General features: G+C 56.1%; 24 protein-coding genes and 1 other annotated feature. Of the genes, 2 read left to right on the forward strand and 22 right to left on the reverse strand.

Features of this window, described 5'->3' with window-relative positions:
* Nucleotides 1-21: 21 nt before the first annotated feature.
* Entirely contained in the window at nucleotides 22-426 is a 405-nt protein-coding gene (locus tag ACI7RC_RS07880) for a DUF350 domain-containing protein (protein ID WP_408107825.1), read from the reverse strand.
* A 48-nt stretch (nucleotides 427-474) separates the two neighbouring features.
* The gene (locus tag ACI7RC_RS07885; protein ID WP_408107691.1) at nucleotides 475-2,853 is read right to left on the reverse strand and encodes an endonuclease MutS2; all 2,379 of its coding nucleotides are present in this window, start codon (nucleotides 2,851-2,853) and stop codon (nucleotides 475-477) included.
* A 158-nt stretch (nucleotides 2,854-3,011) separates the two neighbouring features.
* Here ACI7RC_RS07885 and ACI7RC_RS07890 point away from each other — a divergent pair, with 158 nt between their 5' ends.
* Nucleotides 3,012-3,386 carry a phage holin family protein gene (locus tag ACI7RC_RS07890; protein WP_408107692.1) on the forward strand — a complete coding sequence of 125 codons (375 nt, stop codon included), beginning with the start codon at nucleotides 3,012-3,014 and terminating at the stop codon, nucleotides 3,384-3,386.
* Between the two features lie 72 nt (nucleotides 3,387-3,458).
* Here ACI7RC_RS07890 and larB read toward each other — a convergent pair whose 3' ends face one another.
* The 8 genes from larB to ACI7RC_RS07930 form a co-directional block, all read right to left on the reverse strand.
* On the reverse strand, nucleotides 3,459-4,220 hold the full coding sequence (gene larB, locus ACI7RC_RS07895; protein ID WP_408107693.1) for a nickel pincer cofactor biosynthesis protein LarB: 762 nt from the start codon (nucleotides 4,218-4,220) through the stop codon (nucleotides 3,459-3,461).
* Entirely contained in the window at nucleotides 4,213-5,088 is an 876-nt protein-coding gene (larE, locus tag ACI7RC_RS07900; RefSeq protein ID WP_408107694.1) for an ATP-dependent sacrificial sulfur transferase LarE, read from the reverse strand. Before larE ends, larB begins: the two co-directional genes overlap by 8 nt.
* Before the next feature lie 118 nt (nucleotides 5,089-5,206).
* Nucleotides 5,207-6,355, reverse strand: coding sequence for a glycosyltransferase family 4 protein (locus ACI7RC_RS07905; protein ID WP_408107695.1), 1,149 nt, complete (start codon nucleotides 6,353-6,355; stop codon nucleotides 5,207-5,209).
* A 112-nt stretch (nucleotides 6,356-6,467) separates the two neighbouring features.
* A complete protein-coding gene (gene zapA / locus ACI7RC_RS07910) occupies nucleotides 6,468-6,743 on the reverse strand; it encodes a cell division protein ZapA (RefSeq protein ID WP_019120277.1) in 276 nt (91 codons plus the stop codon).
* Nucleotides 6,744-6,822: 79 nt separating this feature from the next.
* Nucleotides 6,823-9,246, reverse strand: a complete 2,424-nt coding sequence (pheT, locus tag ACI7RC_RS07915) for a phenylalanine--tRNA ligase subunit beta (protein ID WP_408107696.1) — start codon at nucleotides 9,244-9,246, stop codon at nucleotides 6,823-6,825.
* A gap of 15 nt (nucleotides 9,247-9,261) precedes the next feature.
* Nucleotides 9,262-10,296 carry a phenylalanine--tRNA ligase subunit alpha gene (pheS, locus tag ACI7RC_RS07920; RefSeq protein ID WP_408107697.1) on the reverse strand — a complete coding sequence of 345 codons (1,035 nt, stop codon included), beginning with the start codon at nucleotides 10,294-10,296 and terminating at the stop codon, nucleotides 9,262-9,264.
* A 49-nt stretch (nucleotides 10,297-10,345) separates the two neighbouring features.
* Nucleotides 10,346-10,582, reverse strand: a binding site (T-box leader).
* An 89-nt stretch (nucleotides 10,583-10,671) separates the two neighbouring features.
* Complete coding sequence (locus tag ACI7RC_RS07925; protein ID WP_408107698.1) at nucleotides 10,672-11,481, reverse strand: TrmH family RNA methyltransferase; 810 nt, start codon at nucleotides 11,479-11,481, stop codon at nucleotides 10,672-10,674.
* Nucleotides 11,481-12,137, reverse strand: a complete 657-nt coding sequence (locus ACI7RC_RS07930) for a potassium channel family protein (protein ID WP_408107699.1) — start codon at nucleotides 12,135-12,137, stop codon at nucleotides 11,481-11,483. The genes ACI7RC_RS07925 and ACI7RC_RS07930 overlap by 1 nt, the downstream gene beginning before the upstream one ends.
* Nucleotides 12,138-12,282: 145 nt before the next feature.
* On the opposite strand from ACI7RC_RS07930, the gene sspI reads away from it, so the two are divergent.
* Nucleotides 12,283-12,525 carry a small acid-soluble spore protein SspI gene (gene sspI, locus ACI7RC_RS07935; RefSeq protein WP_408107700.1) on the forward strand — a complete coding sequence of 81 codons (243 nt, stop codon included), beginning with the start codon at nucleotides 12,283-12,285 and terminating at the stop codon, nucleotides 12,523-12,525.
* A 97-nt stretch (nucleotides 12,526-12,622) separates the two neighbouring features.
* On the opposite strand, the gene ACI7RC_RS07940 is transcribed toward sspI, so the two are convergent.
* The 12 genes from ACI7RC_RS07940 to ACI7RC_RS07995 all read right to left on the reverse strand — a co-directional run bounded on the left by ACI7RC_RS07940 (nucleotide 12,623) and on the right by ACI7RC_RS07995 (nucleotide 24,447).
* Entirely contained in the window at nucleotides 12,623-13,705 is a 1,083-nt protein-coding gene (locus ACI7RC_RS07940; RefSeq protein WP_408107701.1) for a M42 family metallopeptidase, read from the reverse strand.
* A gap of 26 nt (nucleotides 13,706-13,731) precedes the next feature.
* Nucleotides 13,732-14,082, reverse strand: coding sequence for a DUF1294 domain-containing protein (locus ACI7RC_RS07945; RefSeq protein ID WP_408107702.1), 351 nt, complete (start codon nucleotides 14,080-14,082; stop codon nucleotides 13,732-13,734).
* A gap of 36 nt (nucleotides 14,083-14,118) precedes the next feature.
* On the reverse strand, nucleotides 14,119-14,718 hold the full coding sequence (locus tag ACI7RC_RS07950) for a DedA family protein (protein ID WP_408107703.1): 600 nt from the start codon (nucleotides 14,716-14,718) through the stop codon (nucleotides 14,119-14,121).
* Between the two features lie 190 nt (nucleotides 14,719-14,908).
* The gene (locus ACI7RC_RS07955) at nucleotides 14,909-16,687 is read right to left on the reverse strand and encodes a B12-binding domain-containing radical SAM protein (protein WP_408107704.1); all 1,779 of its coding nucleotides are present in this window, start codon (nucleotides 16,685-16,687) and stop codon (nucleotides 14,909-14,911) included.
* 67 nt (nucleotides 16,688-16,754) lie between these two features.
* Nucleotides 16,755-17,267 (reverse strand): MogA/MoaB family molybdenum cofactor biosynthesis protein, encoded by a 513-nt coding sequence (locus ACI7RC_RS07960; RefSeq protein ID WP_408107705.1) that lies wholly within the window; start codon nucleotides 17,265-17,267, stop codon nucleotides 16,755-16,757.
* Nucleotides 17,268-17,417: 150 nt separating this feature from the next.
* Nucleotides 17,418-18,182, reverse strand: coding sequence for an SDR family NAD(P)-dependent oxidoreductase (locus ACI7RC_RS07965; RefSeq protein ID WP_408107706.1), 765 nt, complete (start codon nucleotides 18,180-18,182; stop codon nucleotides 17,418-17,420).
* Nucleotides 18,183-18,210: 28 nt separating this feature from the next.
* A complete protein-coding gene (locus ACI7RC_RS07970; protein WP_408107707.1) occupies nucleotides 18,211-19,008 on the reverse strand; it encodes an SDR family NAD(P)-dependent oxidoreductase in 798 nt (265 codons plus the stop codon).
* A gap of 344 nt (nucleotides 19,009-19,352) precedes the next feature.
* Nucleotides 19,353-20,111 (reverse strand): class II aldolase/adducin family protein, encoded by a 759-nt coding sequence (locus ACI7RC_RS07975; protein WP_408107708.1) that lies wholly within the window; start codon nucleotides 20,109-20,111, stop codon nucleotides 19,353-19,355.
* A 27-nt stretch (nucleotides 20,112-20,138) separates the two neighbouring features.
* Entirely contained in the window at nucleotides 20,139-20,375 is a 237-nt protein-coding gene (locus tag ACI7RC_RS07980) for a type 2 periplasmic-binding domain-containing protein (protein ID WP_408107709.1), read from the reverse strand.
* Between the two features lie 33 nt (nucleotides 20,376-20,408).
* Complete coding sequence (locus tag ACI7RC_RS07985; RefSeq protein WP_408107710.1) at nucleotides 20,409-21,359, reverse strand: D-2-hydroxyacid dehydrogenase; 951 nt, start codon at nucleotides 21,357-21,359, stop codon at nucleotides 20,409-20,411.
* Nucleotides 21,360-21,413: 54 nt separating this feature from the next.
* Nucleotides 21,414-23,003 carry an amidohydrolase gene (locus tag ACI7RC_RS07990; protein WP_408107711.1) on the reverse strand — a complete coding sequence of 530 codons (1,590 nt, stop codon included), beginning with the start codon at nucleotides 23,001-23,003 and terminating at the stop codon, nucleotides 21,414-21,416.
* Nucleotides 23,004-23,025: 22 nt separating this feature from the next.
* Nucleotides 23,026-24,447 carry an aminotransferase family protein gene (locus ACI7RC_RS07995; RefSeq protein WP_408107712.1) on the reverse strand — a complete coding sequence of 474 codons (1,422 nt, stop codon included), beginning with the start codon at nucleotides 24,445-24,447 and terminating at the stop codon, nucleotides 23,026-23,028.
* Between the last annotated feature and the right edge of the window lie 19 nt (nucleotides 24,448-24,466).

The raw sequence follows: 24,466 nt of genomic DNA on the forward strand, positions 1-24,466 counted from the left end.
CTCCTTTTACCCGGAATCGCTCTACAGCTTCAGGCTGGCACCGACAATGTAGGAGAATCCGACGGACAGAACCATGGAGAGAAAGCCGACGGCACGGTTGTCCCGCTCGATTTCGGCATCTACATGGAAACTGGGCGTCATAAATTCGAAGACGAAGTAACTGACCAAAAGCAGCAAAAATCCAAATGACCCCCAGATCAGCGCCTGTCCGATGCTGTCGTGGTGCTCGATGGAAAAGCGGAAAATGTTGGCGATGCCGAATACCTTTCCGCCTGTAGCCATCGCCACCGCGACATTGCCTTTTTTGATCTCTTTCCATACCCGGTATTTTGTAACCAGTTCAAAGATGGTCAAAAAGAGGATCATTGCCAGACCTGTAACCGCAAAATAGGCGGCGGTCGCAAAATACGGATTAGCCAACAACATTTTCACGCGCTTTCCTCCCTTACCCTGCGTGCCCCATTATCCGGCGGCTTACTTCAGCTCAACAATCGTCGCGCCGACCCCGCCTTCTCCCTGGCCGCCCAAACGAAACGACTTGACGCTCCGGTGGCTGCGGAGAAATTCGTGTACGGCTTTTCGCAGTACTCCTGTACCGTGACCGTGGATGATCGATACGGAGTGCAGGCCAGCCAGCAGGGCTTCGTCCAGGTACTGGTCGATCTCAAGCAAGCCGTCCTCGACGTTGTAGCCTCGCAGATCCAGTTCCATTTTGACGTTGTCCCGCCGCGATTTTACTGCCGTGTACTGCACCTGCGGCTCGGCTTTGACCGATTGCAGCAGGTTCATATCCTCCCGTTTCACTTTCATCTTCATAATGCCGATCTGAACCAGGTACTCCTTGTCTGACACCTTTTCCAGAATCGTCCCTTTTTGTCCGAAGCTGGTCACCATCACTTCGTCGCCAGCTTTCAGCTGAACAGCGCGGACAGCCTTGGCCGGCTTGGAGACTTTTTCCCTTTCCAGGGGAAGAACGGCATTGCCCAGCCGCTTCTTGGCTTCGATCAAGCGGTGTTCTTTCACCTCGATGCCATCGGCCATCATCCCGCGCAGCTCGCGGATGATGCTGTTCGCCTCTTCCTTGGCCAACTGAACGGCAAGCCGCGCTTCCTCCTCCGCTTTTTCCAGCATGGCATTTTTCTCCTCGGCAAAACGCTCCCGTTCCTCTTGCACAAGCTTGCGAAGCTCTTCCGCCTCCCGCCTGAGCTGCTCGGCTTCCTTGCGTTCCCGCTCAGCTGTTTTGGTATTTCGCTCTAGGGAAGCGATCATCGATTCTACCTGGTTTTCTTCCTCGCTGATCGAGCCGCGGGCGGTTTCGATGATCTCCTCCGGCAAGCCGAGCCGCTTGGCGATCGCAAAGGCATTGGAGCGGCCGGGCACTCCAATCAGCAGGCGGTAGGTTGGACGCAGCGTCTGCACGTCAAATTCGACGCTTGCGTTAATCACGCCGTCGCGGTTATAGGCGTATGCCTTCAGCTCACTGTAGTGCGTCGTCGCCACCAAGCGAGCGCCGCACTGCACCACGTGATCGAGAATGGCCATGGCCAGTGCGGCCCCTTCGGCCGGATCGGTCCCCGCACCCAACTCGTCAAACAGCACCAGGCTGCGTTCGTCCATCTCCGACAGAATGCGGATAATATTGGTCAAATGGCTGGAAAAGGTAGACAGACTCTGCTCGATCGACTGCTCATCACCGATGTCGGCGTATACCGAGGAGAAGACCGCTACCTCGCTCTCTTCCTCTGCAGGGATGTGCAGGCCGCTCATCGCCATCAGCGACAAGAGGCCGATTGTCTTGATCGAGACGGTCTTGCCCCCTGTATTCGGACCGGTGATGACAATCGCCGAATAGCTGCCGCCCAGCTCCACGTCGATCGGGACAACGATGTCTCGGGCGATCAGCGGATGGCGCGCTTTTCTCAGCCGGATGAAGCCCCGATCATTCAACCGGGGGCTGGTCGCTTTCATCTCAGCCGAAAGCAGCGCACGGGCGAAGATAAAATCAAGCTCAGCCAGTGCTTCGATGTTGCCTTGCAGCGGCTCCATCACCTCGGCTACCCGGTTGGTCAAACCCAGCAGGATGCGCTCTACCTCCCGCTCCTCCTTCAGCCGCGACTCGCGCAGCTTGTTGTTCATGGAGACGATGACCTCCGGCTCGATGAACAGGGTCGCACCCGAAGCAGACTGATCGTGCACGATTCCGCCGAAAACGTGCCGGTACTCTTGTTTTACGGGGATCACGTACCTGTCGCCGCGAATCGTAATGATGCTTTCCATCAGCATCTTCTGATAAGAACTGGAACGAATCATCTGTTCGAGGCGTTCCCTGACTCGTGCCTCCAACCCGCGGATCTCCTGCCGGATGCTGCGCAACTCCGGACTGGCACTGTCTACGATCTCGCCGTTTTCGTCGATGCATCGTCCAATCTCCGTTTCGATCTCGCGCAGTCCTTCGATATTTTCCGCCAGCGCTTGCAGCAGCGGAAGCGGTTCTGTCTGGCCCACATCCAGCAGAAACTGCTTGAGGCGCCGTCCGGAGAAGATCGTACTGGCGACATCGAGGAGCTCGGAGGGAGACAAAATCGAGCCGAGCCTGGCTCGCTGAACCGGCCCCCGTATATCGCGGATACCCCCGAGCGGAACGCTGCCTTTTACCCGCAGCACCGTGCTCGCTTCATCGGTTGCCTGCATGGCCAACCGCACTTCCTCTATATTTGTAAACGGCCTGGCATTCCCGGCCCTTTCCTTCCCCAAGAGAGAGGATGCCTTATCTGCCAGTAAGGCGATTACCTTATCGTATTCCAATGTCTTTAACACGCGCTCCACGAAAAGAAGCCTCCTTCGGCGATTCATTTCCCCATTATAACACGTTGTTCCTTTATCTGACCATGAAGCGGCCGAAGGCGAAGGACAAGCCGATTTCCTGAATTTACAAGTTCTCCTCTTACATATGAACAGCCAAAACAAGCCACAATGAACGTGAAGACCTAGCCCATTAAGGAGGAGTAACGATGACTATCCTACGCCACGTCATCCGCTTTATCGTAGCGGCCATCGTGTTAATGTTCGTCGGCTTCCTGGTCCCTGGATTTTCCATCAACAGCTTTTGGACAGCAATCTTGGCGGCAATCGTAATCGCACTCATTGGTTGGGCGATTGAAGCCATGTTTGGCGAACGCGTATCTCCCTTCCACCGCGGGATTGTCGGTTTTTTAGTAAGTGCCGTAGTCATCTACCTCACGCAGTTCATCGTCACTGGCTTCCATGTCACCATTCTCGGTGCGCTGCTTGCATCCTTGGTCATCGGTATTATCGACCTGTTTATCCCGATCAAGACGCACATGGATTTTCGGGGCGGGGACGCAGGCAACCGCCAGAATACCTAATCTGACCAATGTACCTCAGGATGCCATGTGAAAAGGCCCGGGCTTTAGACAGCCTCGGGCCTTTTCACAGCTCTAATCGGAATGTGCCGCACGAGCCGATTGCCGGTGGATCATTCCCGCCATGTAGCCGGCGCCGAATCCGTTGTCAATATTGACGACCGCCACACCGGTCGCGCATGCGTTCAGCATGCTGAGCAGCGCCGCCAAACCGCGGAAGTTGGCACCGTAACCTACACTTGTCGGCACGGCGATCACCGGGATGTCGACAAGTCCGGCGATGACACTTGCCAGTGCTCCTTCCATCCCTGCCACACAAACGATCGCAGTCGAACCGCGGATTTCGTCCAGCCGCTGAAACAGTCTGTGGATTCCCGCTACTCCGACATCGGCAATCACTCGCGCTTCCGCACCCAGACAGCGAATCGTCCAGGCCGCTTCCTGAGCAACGGCCCAATCGGATGTTCCAGCAGCGACGACCGACACGTAGCCGGGAGAAACAGGTTCGAGCGGACGATCGCTCCAGATGGCCGCACGAGCGTCCGCGTGATACTCCACCATCGGCAAGCGCTGTACGAGCACCTCTGCTTGTTCAGGCGAGACGCGTGTCGCCAGGACAATCGATTGATGCTTCATCAATCGCTCAAAAATGGCGACTAGCTGCTCCTCAGACTTCCCCGCCGCATAGATCACTTCCGGAAACCCGGTCCGCTTTTCCCGATCCAGATCGAGATTGGCAAAACCGAGATTGCTTACGGCCCGCACCTGCTCCTCCGCCTGTTCAACACTTAGCGTGCCGTTGCGCACCTGTTCTAAAATTTCTTTAAGCTCAGCCATGGTTAACTTTAACTTCCTTCTCCAAGATGGTATTCATGCTGCCTGTCTGGTAGCCGAACAAGTCCAGCGTGACATAGCTAAAACCGATTTCCCGCAGCGTCTGGTCGATGTTCTTGTACTGTTCCAGCACCTTGGGAAAGTCGCTTGGCATCACTTCGATACGGGCAATTTTATCGTGGTGGCGCACCCGTACCTGGTGGAAACCGAGGCTCAGCAGATAGCCCTCCGCTCTGTCTACCTGGTCGATTTTTTCCAACGTGATTTCTGAACCGTAAGGAATCCTCGACGACAGACAGGCGAATGACGGCTTGTTCCACGTCGGCAGTCCCAGATCGAGAGAAAGCTGGCGGATTTCTTCTTTATACAGCCCTGCCTCCTGCAGCAGGCTCCGCACTCCGCGCTGGGCAGCAGCTACTCTTCCGGGACGGTAGTCGCCGAGGTCATCCATGTTGGCCCCGTCGCAGATGACAGCGTTCCATTTGTTTTCCTGCGCCATCTGGCCAAGGTGTTCATAAAGTCCGTCCTTGCAATAAAAGCAGCGGTTTATCGGATTGGAGACGAAATTCGGGTTTTCCATCTCACGGATTTCAGTCGTCACCTGCCGGGCATTCAGGCGCTTTGCCAACTGCTTGGCGGCTTCAAACTCCCGCGTCGGAAAGGTTTCCGAAGCGGCCGTAACGGCGATCGCTTCATCGCCAAGCTCCTGCACGGCCCGGGCCAGCAGAAACGTGCTGTCGACCCCGCCGGAAAAAGCAATTACCACTTTCTTCATCTCTCTTAATATGGCCCCCAGCTTGGCATCCTTTTCCTGAATCGTTAAACGGCTGGCCGCTTCGATCAACTGCTCTTTGGTTGGCATAGCGGTCATCGCGGCAACTCCCCCTTCTTCGCCAGTTCTGTAGTTTGTATCATGTATCAACATCCCTTATTATACGTTGTCGGGTCGTTATTCGCACGTGTTTATGTGCGAAGCCGCTCTTCCAGGGTCAAACCGCCTCTGACCCGGCTATATGCCGATAGATCCGCAGCAGGCCGCTGACCGTTCTATCCCAGCTGAATACTGTCAGTACACGGTTTCTGCCGCCTAATGCCATTATTCGAGAGGCAGCCGGCGAAGCGAGAATACGGTCGATCGCCCGGGCGTATGCAGCGGGATTGGCATAATCTTTAACCAATAGGCCGCTTCGGCCGTGCACGATCGCTTCGCGATTGCCGCCTCTATCGGATGCCACGATTGGAACGCCGGAGGACATCGCCTCCAGGCTGACAAGCGGCAAACCTTCGTGAAGGAGCGATGGACAGACCACAACATCCCCCAAGTGGTAGGCGTCCGCCATTTTGCAGGGCGGCAGGTAGCCGGTAAAGCGGATCGGCACCTTCAGCTGTTTGGACAAGGAGCGGACCTTGCGCAAGTACGAAGTCTGCCGCTGCACCCCGGGCCAGGAGGAGCCGACCGCAACCAGCCTGATGTTCGGATAACGCTGTTTCAATATCGCAACAGACCGCACCAGCGTGTGCAGCCCCTTGCCGTGCACCATACGGCCAACGAACAAGATGTTGCAGGAGCCCGGCACACCCCGTTTTACGCGGAGTTTTTGCTTCTGGCTGTCGGCTTGCGGACGAAACACATCGGTGTCGACACCGGTTTTATTCGTGAAAAATTTCCTCCGATGTATCGGAAAACGCCGCTTCATCGTCTGTGTGACGAACGAAGAGACCGATACGACTGCCCTGACCCGGTTTAACACTGAGTCGGCCTGCTCCCGCGGCAGAAGCGATATGAACGTAAGCGAATGCAGCGACAAGACGATTGGTGTCCGCGGAAACGCCTTTGCCACATGGGGGACAAAGCTTGGGCGGTTTTCGATTTGGATAAGGTCAAAGTGTTTTCCCCGAACTTTGCGTAGAGCATCCGTCAGATAAGGGAACCGTCTCGCCTGATTGATCCGGACAATCTTGCCGGTTCCCGCAGCAAGCGTGCTTTCATGCGGAAGCTGCCGATGTGCACGGGAGAGAATGGTTACTTGGGCCTTGCCGGCCATTCTGCGAAAGATATTGTACACACACGTTTCCACAGACCCTCCCTTGATCGGGGGGACGGGAAGCTGCTCGGGCGCAATCACCAGAATCCGCACAGTGACCCCTCCTCTTTCAAGTTGCCATATTATATGAAGAGAAGGATAAATGCCACGAGGGCATTCGCCACGTCATGAAAAAGAGAGGCATCTGCCTCTCCTTTCGAAACGGTTATGTTTTGTCGTTATCTGCTGCATCCTCTTTCAGGATCTTCAACAGGTCCTCGTACTCGCGACGGAGCCGAAAATATTCATCTGCAATGTTTACCGCAGTCAACACGGCAATTTTCGTCGTATCCAAGCGGGAATTTCCGTGACCGATCTCGTTCATTTTGTCGTCGACGTAGCCCGCCACCATGCGCATATGGTTGATGCTAGCCTTTCCACTGAGGCGATATTGCTGGCCAAAAATGTCTACCGTAACACGGTTTTTTTCGTCATTTTGCACGATGGCCTCCCCTCCCAACGACGACCGTTGTTTTCCCCTCTAAGGTTACTGAAAATGACAGGATTCGTCAAGATTTTCCTCAGCTGCGCAGTTCTGCACCTGTATTCTCGGCCAGTACGGATACGACGCGATCTGTTGCCTGCTGGACTTCCTCATCCTGGAGTGTCCGGTCCGGATGGCGGTACGTCAATGCAAAGGCCAGGCTCTTCTTCTCCGGGGCAATCCGCTCACCGGTGTAGACGTCAAACAGCACAATGGACTCCAAATACTCTCCTGCTTCTTGTCGAATCAGCCGGGTCAGGGCAGCTGCCGGCACCTGACGGTCAACGACAAAGGCCAGATCGCGTCCGATCGCAGGGAATTTGGGGAGCGGCCGGTACTCATGGAAGCTCTTGGCAAACGTAGCCAGTTTGGCCACGTCAAGCTGGAATACGTAAGTTTCGTCCAGGTCATACGCTTTTTCTGTTGCAGGGTGGACCTGACCGACGAAGCCGATCCGCTCTCCTTGAACGAGTACGTCTGCGGTCCGGCCAGGGTGCATTCCGCTGCGCCCCTCTGACGGCTGATAGTCGACATCTGTGATTCCCAGATGGGTCAACAGGGAATCGACCAGGCCTTTTGCCAGGTAGAAATCGACCGTTTGTTTTACGCCAAGCCAGTTTGGCCGCACCCAGCCTCCACTCAAGAGGCCGCCGAGGTATAATCTCTCTTCCGGCAGCTTGGACAGCTTCTCTTCATCGCTTAGGAAGACGTTGCCGAGTTCAAACAGCGCCAAGTCGTGGCTCTGCCGGTTTTTGTTGTAGGCAGCCGTCTGCAGCAAGCTTGGCAGGAGGCTGGTGCGCAGGACGCTGTGCTCCTCGCTCATCGGCATCGCCAGCGAAATCGGTTTGCACGTCTGTTCGTGCAGCCCAGAGACGTTTTCATTACGTTCCGGATGAACCAGTACGTACGTAATCGTCTCCGACATTCCGGCGCCGATCAGATGGTGGCGAATCGTCCTGCGAATTTTTTGCTCCCGGGTCAGCGTTCCCTGTGTCGTCTCACCGCTTGGCAGGCTGGTCGGGATGTGGTCATAGCCGTACAGGCGAGCCACTTCTTCGACCAAGTCCTCGGGCAGGGTAATGTCGCCGCGCCGGGTAGGAACCTTCACCGTCCAGATGTCATCCGCTGCTTCAAATGGAAACTGCAGGCGGGTAAAAATGTCGCTTACTTCTGCCGCCGTCAGATTCGTGCCAAGATGTGTGTTGATTTTGTCCAAGGATACCGATACCAGGACAGGCTTTTTCTCTACCACGGTACCGCCGGCTACGCCTTTCGAGACCGCAGCACCGGCCAGCTGCTGGATCAGTAGTGCTGCTCTCTCGCAAGCAGGCGAGACGCGCTGCGGGTCAACGCCTTTTTCCCAGCGGACACACCCCTCTGTACGCATCCCCAGCTTGCGGGCGGAACGGCGAATCGACTGAGGCGTGAAGTAAGCCGCTTCCAGGATGATTTCCGTCGTATCAGGGGTAATTTCCGAGTTGGCTCCGCCCATAATCCCGGCAATCGCCAGGCCCTTTTCCCGATCGGCGATCACCAGGGTCTCTTCATCCAACTGCCGCTCCTGATCGTCCAGCGTCGTCAGCTTCTCTCCTGCCTCGGCGAGACGGACGACAATGCTGCGGTCATGGACACACGTGGCGTCGAATGCGTGCAGCGGCTGACCGTACTCCAGCATGACGTAGTTGGTGATGTCGACCACGTTGTTGATCGGCCGGACGCCTGCCGCCATCAGCCTGTTTTTCAGCCACTGCGGCGAGGAAGCGATTTTTACATGGGTAAAGTGACGGCCAGAGTATTGATAGCAATGGTCGGCTGCCGCGATCTCGACGGTCACGGGATTGGCTTCACCGTCTTCGGTCACGTCGTTCTGAGGCAGGATGACCTCTCTGCCGAGGATCGCCGCTACTTCGTAGGCGACGCCCAGCATGCTCAGGCAGTCGGAGCGGTTGGGGGTCAGGCCCAGTTCCAGCACCGTATCGTCCATCCCCAGATAAGAGACCGCGTCCATTCCCACTTCCGCGTCGGAGGGAAGCACCATGATCCCTTCCTGTTGATCTTTGGCCAGCAATTTATCGTTTAGTCCCAGTTCTTTTGCCGAGCAGATCATTCCCTGTGACTCTACACCGCGCAGTTTGGAGCGCTTGATGTGGACGCCGCCGGGCAGTTTTGCCCCCACGAGCGCCACCGGCACCTTTTGTCCCTTGGCTACATTGGGCGCACCGCAGACGATCTGCAGATCTTCTCCCTGTCCGGCGTCGACGATGCAGACGTTGAGGCGGTCCGCGTCAGGGTGTTTGCCGCACTCCTTGACGTATCCGACGACGACCTGGGAGACACCGCCGTTGCGCGACTCCACCGCTTCCACTTCCACGCCGCTGCGGGTCAAAAGCTCCGCCAGCTGCTCCGGACTAATTCCGGACAGGTCAACGTATTCTTTTAACCAATTGTATGATACTTTCATCTCTTCTTCTCCTTTCTAAGCCCGGTTGAACTGACGCAGGAATCGAACGTCATTGGTGTAAAAGTGGCGAATGTCCTCAATGCCGTACTTCAACAGGGCAATCCGCTCTACGCCCATGCCAAAGGCGAAGCCGCTGACTTCGCTCGGGTCGTATCCGCCCATCTCCAGTACGCGGGGGTGTACCATGCCGGCGCCGAGTATCTCGATCCATCCCGTATGCTTGCACATCCGGCAGCCTTCTCCGCCGCAAATGACGCACTGGATATCTACCTCGACGCTCGGTTCCGTAAACGGGAAAAAGCTGGGCCGCAAGCGAATTTGCTGATGGGCGCCAAACATTTGACGGGCGAAAGTAAGCAGTGTCCCTTTCAAGTCGCTCATGCTGATCCCCCGGTCAATCACCAGTCCTTCAATCTGGGTGAATTGATGGGAATGGGTCGCATCGTCGTCATCCCGCCGGTATACCTTCCCCGGGCAGATGATTTTCACCGGCGTCTTGCCTGCCTTGCCCAGCATCGTCCGGGCCTGTACGGGAGAGGTTTGCGTCCGAAGCAGAATTTCTTCCGTGATGTAGAAGGAGTCCTGCATGTCCCGGGCCGGATGGTCTTTGGGCAGGTTGAGCATTTCAAAGTTGAAGTGATCCAGCTCCACCTCTGGTCCCTCGGCGACTTCGTAACCGAGGCCGATAAAGATGTTTTCCGCTTCTTCGATAATCCTGGACAGCGGATGCATCGTTCCCGTGGGAATCGGTCTGCCTGGCAGGGTGACGTCGATTTTCTCCGATGCCAGTTTGGCGTTCAGCACAGCCGCTTCCAATGCTTGCTGTTTCTCGGTAATCGCCGTCTCCAGCACCTCGCGAACCTGGTTCACCAATTGGCCGACTGCCGGGCGCTCTTCCGCGGAAAGGCTGCCCATCCCGCGCAGAATCTCGGTTAGTTCTCCTTTTTTTCCCAAATATTTGACGCGCAGCTCTTGCAGCTGCGATGCGTCCGTCACTTGCGCCAACTGGGCAAGCGCTGCTTGCTTCATGTTTTCCAAGCGTGTTTGCACGTTTGATCGCTCCTTTTCGAAAAGAGGTAAATAAAAAAACCCGCCCCAACAAAGGGACGAGTCTGCTCGCGGTACCACCCTGCTTAGACAAAATACATCGTTTGTCTCACTTGCTCATCGATAACGGAATGATCCGGTACCCTCCTACTTGCCGCCCGAAGGCTTTTCAGAGGTCAGCTCCGGAGGGAATTCCACAGGCCAGGCACGTAAAAACGCTCTCAATCTCCGGCGTTTTCTCCCTGTAAGGCCGTCATTCCTGTGTACTGGTCTCCATCAACGCAGTCTGCTTTTCTAATTGTACGTACTTTTTGGCACATTATATCGCATGCGGACGCACTTGTAAAGGACTGCCCGATGATCTCCCCGGCTGCTGCGTCAAGGAAGGCGCTGCCGCCTTGCTTCGTAGAGGATGACGCCGGCCGCAACCGCAGCATTGAGCGATTCCGCTTGGCCGCTTAAGGGGATGTGCACCTTGTGCGTCGCTTCGGCAAGCATGACATCCGAGACGCCGCGGGCTTCGCTGCCGATCACAATCGCTGTTTTGCCGCGGTAGAGAGGCTCATCGTAGGACCGGCTCGCAGGGTCCAGCGCCGTGACCAGCAGGCTCGCTCCGGCCGCTTTCAGCAATCCCGCCAGCTGAACCAGCTCATAGGCGAATACCGGCAGGCGAAAGATCGAACCCATCGTCGCCCGCACAACCTTGCTGTTGTACAAATCGACGCTTCCGCTGCCGATCACGACAGCGTCGGCGCCGGCCGCTTCCGCCGTGCGGATGATCGTCCCGAGATTTCCCGGATCCTGCACGCCGTCGAGCAGCAGCAGCAAGAAGTCGCGATTCGCCTGCCTGTCCCACCAGCGGTCCCAATTGGCCGGTTCCAGCATTACCTCGGCGGCGATGCCCTGGGGAGTCCGCGTTTCACTCAGCTTGGCCATCACAGCAGCGGACGCGGCGATTTGCCGCACGTCGTTTTGTCCGGCCAAGGCCTTGGCTACGACAGGGTCAATCCCCCGTTCGCTGTCGTAGATGATGGCGGTCACTGTTTTTTCGGAACGGAGCGCCTCTTCGACCAGGTGAACCCCTTCCACCAGAAAGCTGCCCTGCTCTTCCCGCCCTTTTCGGCTGTGCAATTGGCACCAGCGCTTTACTTGCGGGTTCTGTACGGAGGTAATGATTTCCCCATCCATTACGCCTTCTCCTCAAATTCTTTCAAATCCTTGTTGTGGCCAATGACGACTAGGACGTCGTTCGCTTGGATCAGATCGTCCGGCGCAGGGGAGATATTGAAGCTCTCGCCGCTTTTGATCGCGATGACGTTCACCCCGTAGCGGGCTCGTACGTCCAGTTGGCGGAGTGTCTTCCCGACCATTTTGGCGGAAGCGACACTCTCAATGACACTGTACTCTTCAGCCAATTCGATAAAGTCGAGGACATTGGCGGAGATGAGGTTATGTGCCAGCCGCATCCCCATGTCCCGCTCGGGAAAGACGACGCGGTCCGCCCCAACTTTGTACAGGACTTGCCCGTGCCGCTCGTTCTGCGCCTTGGCCACGATCTTCTTGACCCCCATCTCCTTCAAGATGAGCGTCGTCAAGATGCTCGCCTGGATATCGTGGCCGATCGCCACGACAACCACGTCAAAGTTGCGGATGCCGATCTCCTTCAGAGCAGTCTCATCGGTTGAATCGGCCGCAACGGCATGGGTGACGTATTGGATATTCTCGTTAATCCGCTCTTCGTCTTCGTCAATCCCCATCACTTCGTAATCCATCTCATACAGGGTACGGGCCACACTGGAACCGAAGCGTCCCATCCCGATAATGGCAAACTGTTTGGTCGACATCGCTCTTTCCACTCCTTATATCCCGACAATTGCGTCGCAAGCATTATACCATATCCTTTTTCCGCCACAAAAGGCGAATCAGGGCCGGCAATGTAATCCATACTATACAAAGCAGACTCACCTTTTACGAGAGGAGCAAAACACGATGAATATCAATCAGCTCGACCTCCGTCAAGCCATCATGTACAAGATGCAGGGTTCCACCGCAGGCGATGTGATGGATACGATCAACGATGCGGTAACCACCGGCCAGGAAAAAACCTTGCCCGGATTGGGCGTGCTGTTCGAAGTGCTCTGGCAGCACAGCGATTCCGCGGCAAAGCAGCAAATGGCAGGTACGATCTCCCAGTACATTCCGAGTCAGGCCAGTTCTCCTGTAGGAACCTGAAACGAAACACGGCAAAAACCCGTCTTGCGCAAAAGACGGGTTTTTGCTTGGGCAAGGCCGGCAGGTTCACGCCGGACAAAAGCTGCAAGCCTGCCGATTATTCGTACGTGCGCAGAGCCTTTACCTGCTGGGCATCCAGCCGCTTGACGAGCGCAACCAGGATGCTGACGAGGTATTCAAAATCGTCGTAGTGAAGGATCGACGCATGGCTGTGAATGTATCGGGTTGCGACCGACAGGGAGACGGCCGGCACGCCGCTGCCGACGAGGTGCATCGGGCCGGCATCCGTCCCTCCGCCCGGAACGGTGGCAAACTGATACGGAATCTTCTCCTCTTCCGCTGTGCTGATGATCAGATCCCTCAGCCCGGGGTGACCGATCGTCCGAGCATCGTACAGGGTAAGTTCAAAGCCCGCTCCGATCTTGGACGCCGACTGGTTGGGACTGATGCCCGGCGTGTCTCCGGCGATTCCCACATCTACGGCGATCGCAATGTCAGGCTGCAGGGTCTGCCCGACGGTCTGGGCTCCGCGGGTGCCCACTTCCTCCATGACAGTTCCGACGCCGTATACCGTATTGGGGTGCTCCACGCCCTTCAGGCGCTTCAGCACTTCGATCGCCACGGCGCAGCCCAGCCGGTTATCCCAGGCCTTCGCCATCATCAGCTTGGGATTTTTCATAACGGTGAACGGGCAGACGGGAATGATCGCGTCACCGGGCCGGACGCCGAATTCTTCCGCTTCTTTTTTGCTGGAGGCGCCGATGTCGATAAACATGTCCTTGATCTCGACGACTTTTTTTCTCGCTTCCGGCGTCATCAAGTGGGGCGGAACCGATCCGACCACACCGTCCACCATGCCGTTCCGGGTCTGCACCTGGACGCGTTGGGCCAGCATCACCTGTCCCCACCAGCCGCCTAAGGTCTGGAACTTGATAAAGCCATTATCGGTAATCTGGGTTACCATAAAGGCCACTTCGTCCAGATGGCCGGCGATGACGATCCGCGGACCGTCAAAGTTTCCGGTTTTTTTGGCAATCAGGCTGCCGAGTCCGTCATAGCTGATCTCGTCGGCATATGGCGCTATGTACTTGCGCATCACATCGCGGACGGATGATTCCATGCCGGGTGCTCCGGGCGCCTCCGTCAGTTCGCGAAACATCTCAAGCGTTTCATTTCCCATTTGTACCACCCTTTCCGTTTATTTACTTACCAAAGATACCAGATACCTATGGCTTGAAGCAAAAAGAACAACGGAATGCATGTAAGAAAGGAAGCATGCCTGCTTTTATGATGCACCAAGACCATACCCAAGCCAATGCCCGCAGCGCCCCCCAGCAGTCCGGTCAAGAGCAAGCTGTTTTCCGGCAGGCGAAACTGCCTCCGCCTGGCTGCTTGCTTGTCGATCGCCATCAGCGCAAAAGCGTAGCCGTTGATTCCGAGAAGCCCGCAAAACAAAGGCAGATGCTGGCCCGTTGCCACACCCCATAAGATCAACAGCCAACCGAGCACAAGGACGATCGTCCGCGTCCGGGCGTGTGCCCGCAGCTTTTCCCCCATATGTCCTGACTCCTTTTTTTGACGGCCTGCAGCCGTTTAATTCGCGATGCGCCTCCATCTGACCAGCAGCATCACGACCAGCAAGGCGACGAGAACGGCGAGCGCATAAAAGCCATAGCGCCTTGTCACTTCTATGATCTGCCACATGTTCTTGCCAAACAAATAGCCCACTTCATAGAAGCAGAAGGTCCAGACGAGACCAGTGGTATAGGAAAACAACGCGTATCGGCGGTACTTCATTCCGCCTGTCGCGACGATATAGGGAACAACGTGTCTGACTACCGGCAGCAAGTAGCTGAGGCACAGCGAAAACGTTCCGTATTTGTGAATCAGCGCAACGGAACGTTCAATATGCCGCTCCATCTTTTTCTTACGCGACAGCCAGTTCAGAATCGGCTTGCCAAACAGCCGTCCGAGCAGATACCCGATTGACAGTCCCGAGACGACGCCGAGGTAATCAACCAGAAAGGTGTACACCGGGTCGAGATACCCCTGTGAAGCGACAAAGCCGCCTGTCGCCACCACCAATTCGTCGGGAATCGGCAGGCCGACAATCCCCAACCACAGTAGAAAAAACAGAGCCAAATAGCCGTACTGTTCGATCAGCGAGATCAGCAGATCGAGATTTATCTCCATAACATGTGTCCCCTATCCGTTTCATCCATGAGCCAAGATGCCGAAAATATTTTGTACCAGTGGCCGAAATAACGAATCATATGCTCCCCGGCCGTCATCCATTCCATTTTTTTGCCCAATTTGATGGGAAGATTCTAATCTAGATACGCAGAAACCGGGCAAAAAGTTACAAGGGAGTACAAATGCTCCTTTATCCCGCGATCGAAACGGGCCGGTCCACGACCACAAAAGTATTATCCCTGCTATCTGTATAAGGATAGTAGACAACCAGCGTATAGTCGCCCTCTGCCAATTCGCCGTTCTTCAGCCAGCGTTCAACATCAAACGAAACCGGTGTGACAACTGTCCGTTTAAAGTACTCTTTTTCATTCGTCGCGTGGTCGGCAAAATCCTCGCGCAGCCGTTCACGCTGGGCCTGCACCTGTTGGAAGGCCGCCTTCAGTTCCGCTTTCCCCGTATCCTCGACCCACCAGACCTTGCGCGGCCGGTACTTCTGCTGGATCAGGTAGTCGTACCTCATCAAGCTTTCCACATGGGCCAGCCCGTCTATTTGACGATTCCCCAGGAAATGATGCAGCCGGCTAAACAGGTCCTCCAGTTGATGGCCGAACCGGCTCCAGCCCTGATTTTCCCAGTAATTTCCAAACTCCTGAAAGAAGTCGAAAGCGGAAGCAAAGTGGCGGGAAATCACCCATTCCATGGTGTTGTCCATCCGGTGGGCATTCCAGTACTTCTCCAAGACATCTTCCACCCGTTTGATCCGCATCATATCCTCAAAGCTTAAGCAGTTGTTGCCGAGGATTTCATAAGGCGCTTCATCCATGTAGACATAGTCGTACTGGGCCGCCCGCGCCCGCATGCCGGTTCCCCGCAGCATCTTCAGGAAGCCGAGCTGAAGCTCCTCCGGCCGCAGCGCAAACACGTCGTTAAACGTCTTGCGAAAAGACGAGTAGCCCTCCTCCGGCAGACCGGCAATCAGATCGAGATGTTGGGCAATTTTCCCTGATGCCTTGATTTTTCTCACCGTATTGCTGAGGCGTTCGAAGTTTTGGATGCGCTGGACGAGCCGGTTCGTCTCGTCATTGGTCGACTGAACGCCAATCTCGAAGCGAAAAATGCCCGGCGGCGCGTTTTCCGTCAAGAAGTCAACGACGTCCGGCCGAAGGATGTCTGCCGTGATCTCAAACTGAAAAATCGTCCCGTTGTGATGGTCGATTAAAAACTGAAAGATCTCCAGCGCGTACCGCTTGTGGATGTTAAACGTCCGATCGACGAACTTGATCGTCTTGACCCCGTAGTCGATCAGCCGTTTGAGATCCTGCTTGACCCGCTCCAGGTCAAAGTAACGAACCCCGTCTTCGATCGAGGAGAGACAGTACTGGCATTTAAACGGACAGCCGCGCGAAGCCTCGAAGTAGACGACGCGGTTTTTCAGCTCGTCCAAATTCTCCGTGTAGGGGGATGGGATCGTATTCAGATCGGCGATTTGTCCCCGCGGCATGGAAAAACGAACCCGTTCGCCGTCGCGGTAGGCGATCCCCGCCACCTCTTTCAGCCGGGGGGTCTGGCCGGTTCTCCCGGCCTCGTCATACGCCTGACAAAGCTCCAAAAACGTCTCTTCTCCTTCTCCCATGGCAATGACGTCGATAAACGGATACTCTTTCATCCAGAAGTCCGTATCGTAGGACACCTCCGGTCCTCCGAGCACTACCGGCGTGTCAGGGCAGACTTTTTTAAAATTGCGAATGACATCCAGAGTTTCGCGGATATTCCAGATGTAACAGGAAAAGGCGGCAATGTCCGGCTGCCGCTGGTACAAATCCCCGACCATGTTCATCGTGACGTCATTGATCGTGTACTCGACCAGCTCGACATCGGAAAATACCGGCTTCACATAGCTGCGCAGGTACCGGAGTGCCAGGGACGAGTGGATATATTTGGCATTCAGTGTAGCTAATACGATTTTCATGCCCGTTCACCTCTTTTTCTAGCATTCGATTATAGCAAACAGACGGTGATATGGGCAAATGATACGCCTACCCTTGTTTTTTCAACTCCCGGACGACATGCCCCAGCTCCGGGACGATCAGCTTCTCCATCGCCAGCTTTACAGCTCCCGATGACCCAGGCGTGGAAAAAATTGCCCGGCCGCGGTATGTGCCGGCGATTGCCCGGCTGAGAATCGCCGCAGAGCCGATGTCCACCGCGTAGCTAAGGTAGCGGAACAGTTCGCCAAAACCGGGCATTTCCTTTTCCAGCAGTTCCTTGACAGCCTCGTACGTGGTATCACGCGGGGCGATCCCGGTCCCTCCGTTCAACAGGATGACGTCTACCTGGGGATGTCCTGTCCCTTCGCGGATTGCCTCTATGATCTCGCTTGGCTCATCCTTGACGATGCGGTACAGATGTGTCTCATGCCCCGCGGCCGCCAGCAGGGATTTCATCAAGGCGCCGCTTTTGTCTGTCTCTTCGCTGCGCGTGTCAGAGACGGTAATCACCATGCAGCCGACAGTTTTCGGCGCTTCTGCTTTGTGTTCACTGGTGCTCACTTGCTGCATTCCTCCCCGTCATACGGACTTTTTTCGAGAATGGCCGTATTTACAGATTCTTGGCGGGGCTGTCGTTTCCCTGCTGGATGCCTCTTGGGAAAGAATAAAGAAGACCCGAAGCGAAGCTCCGGGGTTGGCCAGTAATCACATTTACCTATTTTTCAATAACTGAGCAAACATCTGTGTACCTGGACCCGCTTTCAGGCCGCCGTCGATATAAATGTCTTCACCGGTGATATAGCTGCAGTCGTCAGCAGCCAAAAAGTGGAACAGAGCAGCACACTCTTCCGGTCTGCACATCCGTGCCAGGGGTGTGATGATCCCGACTGTATGCAGCTCAGTCTCGCAGCCTTCGGCGTATGCAAGCGGCGTGTCGACAGTGTTGGGACAAATGCAATTGACGCGTATCCGCCGCGCGGCAAGTTCAATCGCCGCCGTTTTGGTCAAATGGACGACAGCCGCTTTGGACGAACCGTACGCTCCGTACCCGGAAAAACCTTCGTCAGCCGAATTGGAGGCCGTATTGATGATCGAGCCGCCGTCTTTCATGTAGGCAGGAGCGTATTTGAGACCGTACAGCACGCCAAACACATTGATCCGAAACATCCGTTCAAAGTCAGCCGCATCCGCTTCGACGAGCAGCTGTTCCGGCATGATGATCCCCGCATTGTTGATCACGATGTCGATCGGCCCGTACGTATCAAAGGCTGTCTGCATCAGCTGCCTGACTTCTTCCTCCTGTGTTACATCGGTCTTGACAAACGTACAGCCCAACTCGTCAGCCAGCCTAGTCTGGTCGGTAATATCGGCAATGACAACCTTCGCCCCGGCCGTGCAGAACCGTTTGACCGTCGCCAGACCGATGCCGGAGCCGCCGCCCGTGATCACCGCTACCTTTTCCTTGATCGAAAACATTCGGAGCCACCTCTTCTTCGGTTTCGGTTTAGTAATAATGCTCGCGCGGCCCCTTGTACTCCTGCAAGGAGTTGCCGCCGTCCGCTACGAATAGCTGGCCGGTGATGTAGGAAGCCTGTTCCGATGCCAGAAAGGCAATCAGATGGCCAATCTCCTCCGGCCGGCCGCTGCGGCCAAGCGGAGTGTTCAAACCGGCTGCTGCTTCCTTCTCCGTCTGCGAGCCTGTCTCAATCCAGCCGGGAGCGACGTTGTTGATCGTAATGCCGTGTTTGGCCACCTCGATGGCGATGCTCCGGCTCATGCCGACCATCGCAGCCTTGGCCGCGCTGTAGCCCGCTTCACCAGGGTTGCTGCTGATCGGCCCAGTGGTTGACGAGACATTGACGATTCTCCCGTAGCCGCTCTCGATCATCTGCGGCAGGACGGTCCGGGTGACGTTGAAGCAGGTAGTCAGATTGCGGGAGATGTCCAGATCCCAATCTGCGGCGTCAAGCTCGGCAAACGGCGTAAACTTTTCGGGTGATCCGACCTGTGCCATGCCGGCATTGTTGACGAGAATGTCAATCCTGCCGTATTTCGCCAGTACTGCTTCGACCAGGGCCAGAACCTGCCGTCTGTCCATCAGATCGGAGATATAGCCGGTTGCTTCAATGCCTTCTGTCCGCAGTTCCTCTGCCCGCCGGTAGATCCGCTCCGTCGTGGCGGCTATCGCCAGCCTTCCGCCCAACCGGCCGAGGATGGCGGCCGCCGCGAATCCGATTCCCGATGGGCTCCCCGAGCCGGTGACAAGACAGACCTTGCCATCAAAGCGCATGAGTGTTTGCATGGATTTGTGCTCCTTTCCGTTGTCCGTTCTGTCTTGCTAAAAATACCAAGCAACTATCATGCCAAGGATAGGGAAGCGAAAACAGGGCGGGTAATGCAGTAAACCCCTTCTACAGAAAGAAGAGAAACACGGGAGCGATGGAGATGATTGTCAATTTTAAAAGTGATTTCTCAATTTTGATAAACGGATCAAAGACACCCGTGTTCTCCCGGCTGCCTTTTTCGTAACCCTTCGCAAAAAATAGGCTAACCGGAAAACCCTGGTTAACCTAAACAGATGAACACTGCCCAATCGATGCCCGATCCCCTTCTCTGTTTCTTGTTCCCGAGCACGTTTCCTTACGATCAATCCAAAAAGTCGGGCTCCTCTCTAAGAACCCGCTCCCACAGCGGTTGAAAATTGATGTCGCCGGCCTGATGAAAACCGACCTGTGTCGCCGTCAGCTTGGCGTGCTCGTGGTCGATGAGGATGGGCTTTGCTACCGCTTCGGCCATCAGTTGCGTCTGACAGCACCGCTCCATGGAGATAAACCACCAGACCGCTTCCTCGACGGAGAGCCCGACGGTCAAGAGACCGTGATTTCTCAGGATCAGCGCTTTGTTGCTTCCCAGCGCCTGGGCAATTCGCTGGCCCTCATCCACTTCGTAGACAACGCCCGTGTAATCGTCAAACAAGCCATGGTCCTGATAAAACGCGCAGGCATCCTGCGTAATCGGGTCGAGCAGGCGGCCCAGGGTAGACCAGGTCTTGCCGTACATCGAATGGGAGTGGGCAGCGGCAATCGTATCGGGTCTGGCCGCGTGAATTTGCGAATGGATCGCAAAGGCGGCCTTGTTGACCGGTTTATCCCCTTCCACGACAACCCCTCGGTGATTGACCAGCAGCAAATCCGACACTTTGATCAGCCCAAAATCCATGCCGTAGGGATTGACCCAAAAATGGTCGGTGTACTCCGGGTCACGCGCGGTAATATGCCCGGCAACCCCCATGTCAAACCCGAATCGGGCAAACAGGCGGAAAGAAGCTGCCAGCCGCTCTTTCCGATGCCTGCGCTCTTCCTCGATCGATCTTGTGTGAAAAACCGCACCTTCGTTCGTACTCACAGCAAAACACCCCCAAAAGGATTTATTTCAGCAAAGATGGCAGCCAAGTCGACAGAGCCGGTAGTTGCTGAAGCTGGCCAGGGTAGGGGTTGCAACCGTCGTGAGATCGATATTCCCCAACTGAACCGCTTCCACGGCTTCGCGGTCCGATCCGTACAATTGGCTGTTGGGAAATACCTCCAGCGTGATTCTTTCGCCCGATTTTTCCTCCAGTTTTTTCCAGACGAGCAAGGCGATGTGGGAGGCGTGATCCTCTGCAACCACGTGGGAAAGGCGCAGCTTGGGCGAAAGTCCAGTCTAGTAACCCCGTCGCAGATCAACCAAGTACGGCGGAGTGCGGCCCGCCTTGTACGCCTCCATATTCTCCCTGAACTTGTCCAGTCCGCGGTCAAAGTACTGGCGGGTCCTGGCGGCGATGTGCGGCGTGATGATCACATTCTGCAAATCCCACAGCGGATGTCCCGCGGGAAGGGGCTCCTCTTCCGCGACATCCAGCGCGGCTCCCCTGATTGAGCCGTGTTTCAGGCTCTCGACCAATGCCTCCGTATGAACGAGAGAACCTCGTCCGAGATTGATGAGAAAGGCATCTCCTTTCATCACGTCAAACTCCTTTTTCCCGAAGCTGTGATGGGTCTCTGGCGTTGCAGGCAGCAGCAGGACGACAAAATCGCTTTCGGCAAGCACCCGATGCTTCTCGCGCATCGTGTACATCTCGTCAAACGCAGGCTTTCCCGCTCCGCTCGTATTGACTCCGATCACCCTCATGCCCAGCAGCTTGCACCTTTCGGCAATACACTCGCCAACCGTACCGGCGCCAAAAATCGAAACGGTCTTGCCGAACGCTTCTTCTACAAATTCCTGACGATGCCACAGGTGTTTCTCCTGGTAGGAGCGGTATCTCGGCAGGTGCCGGACGACGTACAGGATCATGCCGAGCACGTATTCCGACAAGGGGATGCCGTGAATTCCCCTGATGTTGGTCAGCATGATCTCCTTTTGCCGCAAAGCCTCAAAAGGAACGTATTCCACCCCGGACTGAAACACTTGGATCCAGCGCAGTGCGGGCATCCGCTCCAGGGCCGCTGCGGTGACATCGTTGCCGTACGTGATCCAAATTTCTACTTGATCAAGCGGCAGGCCAGCCTTCATGGGATCCGCTTCGACGCAGATCCGCATCGGATCGACGATGGAAGCAAGCCGGTCCAATTGCTGAGGGCCCAGCCGATCCGGTATCGAAACCAACAACACGCTCATCATCCCCTTTTTCTGATGGTGAAAGAGTTCACAGACAAGAAGCGGGGCCTAACGGCTGAACACAATCTTTCCGTCAATGACGGTAAGCTCTACTTTTGCTTCTTTTACCTCGTCGGGGGAAAAAGACATGAAGCCTTCCGGCAGAACGACAAGGTCGCCGTATTTCCCCAGCTCAATCGTCCCGATCTCCCTTTCGCCAAACGAAGCATAGGCGGCGTGGACGGTATACATCTGCAGTGCTTGAAACAGGGAAATCTGCTGTTCCGGCACCACTGCCGCTCCCTCTGTCGTCTGGCGGGTCATCGCTGTGTAGAGGCCAAGCAGCGGAGAGCTGGGCACCACCGGACAGTCGGAACTGCCGGCAACGCGGACTCCTTCCTGAAAAAACGTTTGATACGGGTACAAGCCTTGCAGGACGTGAGGCTTTAATACCCTGCGGTACACGTCGCCTGCGGTGTGCAGCAGCGCTGTCTGCGGAACAGGAATGAGGCCAAGCTTTTTGATCCGCCGAATGAGCTCGGGAGCAGTGACGGCACAGTGCTCGATCCGATGCCGATGATCCTCGCGCGGGCAGATCGCAAGGGCATTTTCATAGGCGGCGATCACCTGGTCAATCGCCCGGTCACCGATGGCGTGGACGGAGACCTGATATCCCTCGAGGTGGGCTTCCAGTACTTTTTGCTGCAATTCGTCCGCAGAAATCACCATCATGCCGGTCGTGCCCGGCGGATCGAGGTACTCCTCGGATACAGCCGCGGTGCGTCCGCTGAGCGTACCGTCAGAGAAGATTTTGACCGGTCCCAGTTTAAACCGGCCATCGCCAAGGCCGAAGCGCATCCGTGCCGCTTTTACCAGCGGGAAAAACTTGTCTAACACCATGCCGTAGACCCGGACGTGTATCGCTTCGGATCGGGTCATCTCTTGAAAGACCGCAAACTCTTCAAAGGAGTCGGTAAAAAACCCTATGCCGGCTTCATGTACGGTCGTGATCCCTTCGCTGATATAGCGGCGGTCCGCCAGTGTGAGCGCTTTTCGCATGTCATCCGGCGTACAAGGGGGCAGGACGTGCCGGATGAGATCAAGGGCCTTCTCCCGCAAGACTCCTGTCAGCTTCCCCTGCTCATCCCGCATGAGCTCCCCGCCGGGCGGATCTGAAGTGGTCTCGTCAATTCCCGCGGCGGCAAGTCCGGCTTGATTCACCACCGCAGCGTGCAGGCAAAAGCGGGTGATGTACACCGGATTGGGGATTCCCCGCAAATCCTCGGCTGTCGGCAGCCTTTTTTCCCGAAAACAGGTCTCGTCGAACCCCTGCCCGATGATCCAGTCTGTCGGTTCCAGCTCTTTCGCCCTCGCCCGTATCGCCTCTGCCATGTCCGCTATAGACTCCCGGCGGCAATCGACGCAGGAGAGATGGTGTCCGAAATAAATCATGTGTTGGTGGGCATCGATAAACCCTGGCAGCACGGTTCTTCCGTTCAGATCGACTACCTCCGCAGCGGGGCCCGCCGCCCGCAGCACCTCGCGGGCAGGCCCCAGACTGACGATTCTCCCGTGTTGCATGGCGACCGCCTCGTATTCGCGAGACTCGGCATCCATCGAGACAATGCGGCCGTTGATTAAGACAAGCTCACGGTCCATGTGAATCTCCCCCTCCCCGTTCCTATCCGACGCCGATCTCCCGTTCAAATACGCCGACCGCGTCGGAGAAGATCTCAAACATCAACTCCAACTCGTTCTTGGTCATGATCAGCGGCGGGGACATCGCGATAATATCCGTGCCGCCGTAGGTAATCGGCCTGACCAGCAGCTTTCGCTCAAAACACTGATTGACCACCCGCGAGGCGGCTTTGACGGAAGGATCAAACCGGGTACCCCGTTCCCGGTCGGCAAACAGCTCAAAAGCCCCCAGCAATCCCTTGCCTCTACCGGCAGAGACAGTCGGATGCCGCTCCTCCAGGAAGCGGAAACCATCCAGCATGACTTTTTCCATCTGTTTGACGTGGCCGACGATTCCCTCTCTCTCGATGATTTCCAGATTCTTCAAGGCAACGGCGCATGCGGTAGGATGGCCGCTGTACGTAAACCCGTGGAAGAACGTGTCGTTAGACAGGGATATCATCTCGTCGCGAATCCGCTCTGACATGATCACCGCCCCGAGCGGAATGTAGCCGCTGGTAATCCCTTTGGCTACAGACATCAGATCAGGCACGACGTCCCAATTTTCCACTCCGAACATCATGCCGGTCCGCCCAAACCCGGTAATGACTTCATCGGCGATCATCAAGATGCCGTACTCGTCACAGATCTTCCGCACCTCCTGCAGATACCCGTCCGGCGGCACGATGACCCCGCCCGCTCCCTGGATGGGCTCTACGATGACGGCTGCCACCTTTTCCGGCTGCTCCCGCTCGATGATCGAACGAAGCGTGCCGGCGCAAGCCAACTGACAGGCGGGGTACGTCATCCCCAGTTCGCATCTGGCGCAGTACGGAGCCGCTGCGTGAAGAAAATCGTCGGAAGGCGCCGAGGCCATCCTTTGAAACTGGGAAATCCCTGTGGCGCTGGTCGCTCCGATGGTAATCCCGTGGTAGGCAAGGTTGCGGGCAATGATTTTTTGACGGTCTGGCTGCCCCTTCAGCTTCCAGTAATGCCGGACGATTTTAAATACGGAGTCATTCGACTCGGAGCCGCCAGATGTAAAGAAGGAGACGTTCAAGTCCCCCGGTGTCAATTCAGCCAGCTTTGCGGACAGACGGATCACCGGTTCGTGGGAAAGCGTCAGAAAGGAAGAACTGAATGCGAGCTTGGCCATCTGTTCTCTGGCCGCTTCCGCCAGCTCTGCCCGTCCGTGGCCGATGTTGACATTCCACATGGAGGCCAGCCCATCCATGTACCGATCCCCGTGAACATCGGTCAAATAGACCCCCTTGCCCTCCGTGAAAATAAAGGAAGGCCCGTGCTGCTGCTGCTGTTGCAGGGAAGAAGTCGGGTGGAAGTGGTACTTTTTGTCCAATGACGCCAATTCTGCAGACAGCCTGTCGCTGTCCGGCAAGGCTGCTTGCCGCACATTGTTTTCTTGCATGATCTTCAACCTCCTTGAT

It is taken from the genome of Brevibacillus sp. B_LB10_24 (assembly GCF_046036945.1).
GTDB lineage: Bacteria > Bacillota > Bacilli > Brevibacillales > Brevibacillaceae > Brevibacillus_C.

What these genes read in the sequence shown, in the direction of transcription:
- ACI7RC_RS07880 (WP_408107825.1), bottom strand. Translation starts at nt 426, where the DNA reads ATGTTGTTGGCTAATCCGTATTTTGCGACCGCCGCCTATTTTGCGGTT.
- ACI7RC_RS07885 (WP_408107691.1), bottom strand. Translation starts at nt 2,853, where the DNA reads ATGAATCGCCGAAGGAGGCTTCTTTTCGTGGAGCGCGTGTTAAAGACA.
- ACI7RC_RS07890 (WP_408107692.1), top strand. Translation starts at nt 3,012, where the DNA reads ATGACTATCCTACGCCACGTCATCCGCTTTATCGTAGCGGCCATCGTG.
- larB (WP_408107693.1), bottom strand. Translation starts at nt 4,220, where the DNA reads ATGGCTGAGCTTAAAGAAATTTTAGAACAGGTGCGCAACGGCACGCTA.
- larE (WP_408107694.1), bottom strand. Translation starts at nt 5,088, where the DNA reads ATGACCGCTATGCCAACCAAAGAGCAGTTGATCGAAGCGGCCAGCCGT.
- pheT (WP_408107696.1), bottom strand. Translation starts at nt 9,246, where the DNA reads ATGAAAGTATCATACAATTGGTTAAAAGAATACGTTGACCTGTCCGGA.
- ACI7RC_RS07925 (WP_408107698.1), bottom strand. Translation starts at nt 11,481, where the DNA reads ATGGATGGGGAAATCATTACCTCCGTACAGAACCCGCAAGTAAAGCGC.
- ACI7RC_RS07930 (WP_408107699.1), bottom strand. Translation starts at nt 12,137, where the DNA reads ATGTCGACCAAACAGTTTGCCATTATCGGGATGGGACGCTTCGGTTCC.
- sspI (WP_408107700.1), top strand. Translation starts at nt 12,283, where the DNA reads ATGAATATCAATCAGCTCGACCTCCGTCAAGCCATCATGTACAAGATG.
- ACI7RC_RS07940 (WP_408107701.1), bottom strand. Translation starts at nt 13,705, where the DNA reads ATGGGAAATGAAACGCTTGAGATGTTTCGCGAACTGACGGAGGCGCCC.
- ACI7RC_RS07945 (WP_408107702.1), bottom strand. Translation starts at nt 14,082, where the DNA reads ATGGGGGAAAAGCTGCGGGCACACGCCCGGACGCGGACGATCGTCCTT.
- ACI7RC_RS07950 (WP_408107703.1), bottom strand. Translation starts at nt 14,718, where the DNA reads ATGGAGATAAATCTCGATCTGCTGATCTCGCTGATCGAACAGTACGGC.
- ACI7RC_RS07955 (WP_408107704.1), bottom strand. Translation starts at nt 16,687, where the DNA reads ATGAAAATCGTATTAGCTACACTGAATGCCAAATATATCCACTCGTCC.
- ACI7RC_RS07965 (WP_408107706.1), bottom strand. Translation starts at nt 18,182, where the DNA reads ATGTTTTCGATCAAGGAAAAGGTAGCGGTGATCACGGGCGGCGGCTCC.
- ACI7RC_RS07970 (WP_408107707.1), bottom strand. Translation starts at nt 19,008, where the DNA reads ATGCAAACACTCATGCGCTTTGATGGCAAGGTCTGTCTTGTCACCGGC.
- ACI7RC_RS07990 (WP_408107711.1), bottom strand. Translation starts at nt 23,003, where the DNA reads ATGGACCGTGAGCTTGTCTTAATCAACGGCCGCATTGTCTCGATGGAT.
- ACI7RC_RS07995 (WP_408107712.1), bottom strand. Translation starts at nt 24,447, where the DNA reads ATGCAAGAAAACAATGTGCGGCAAGCAGCCTTGCCGGACAGCGACAGG.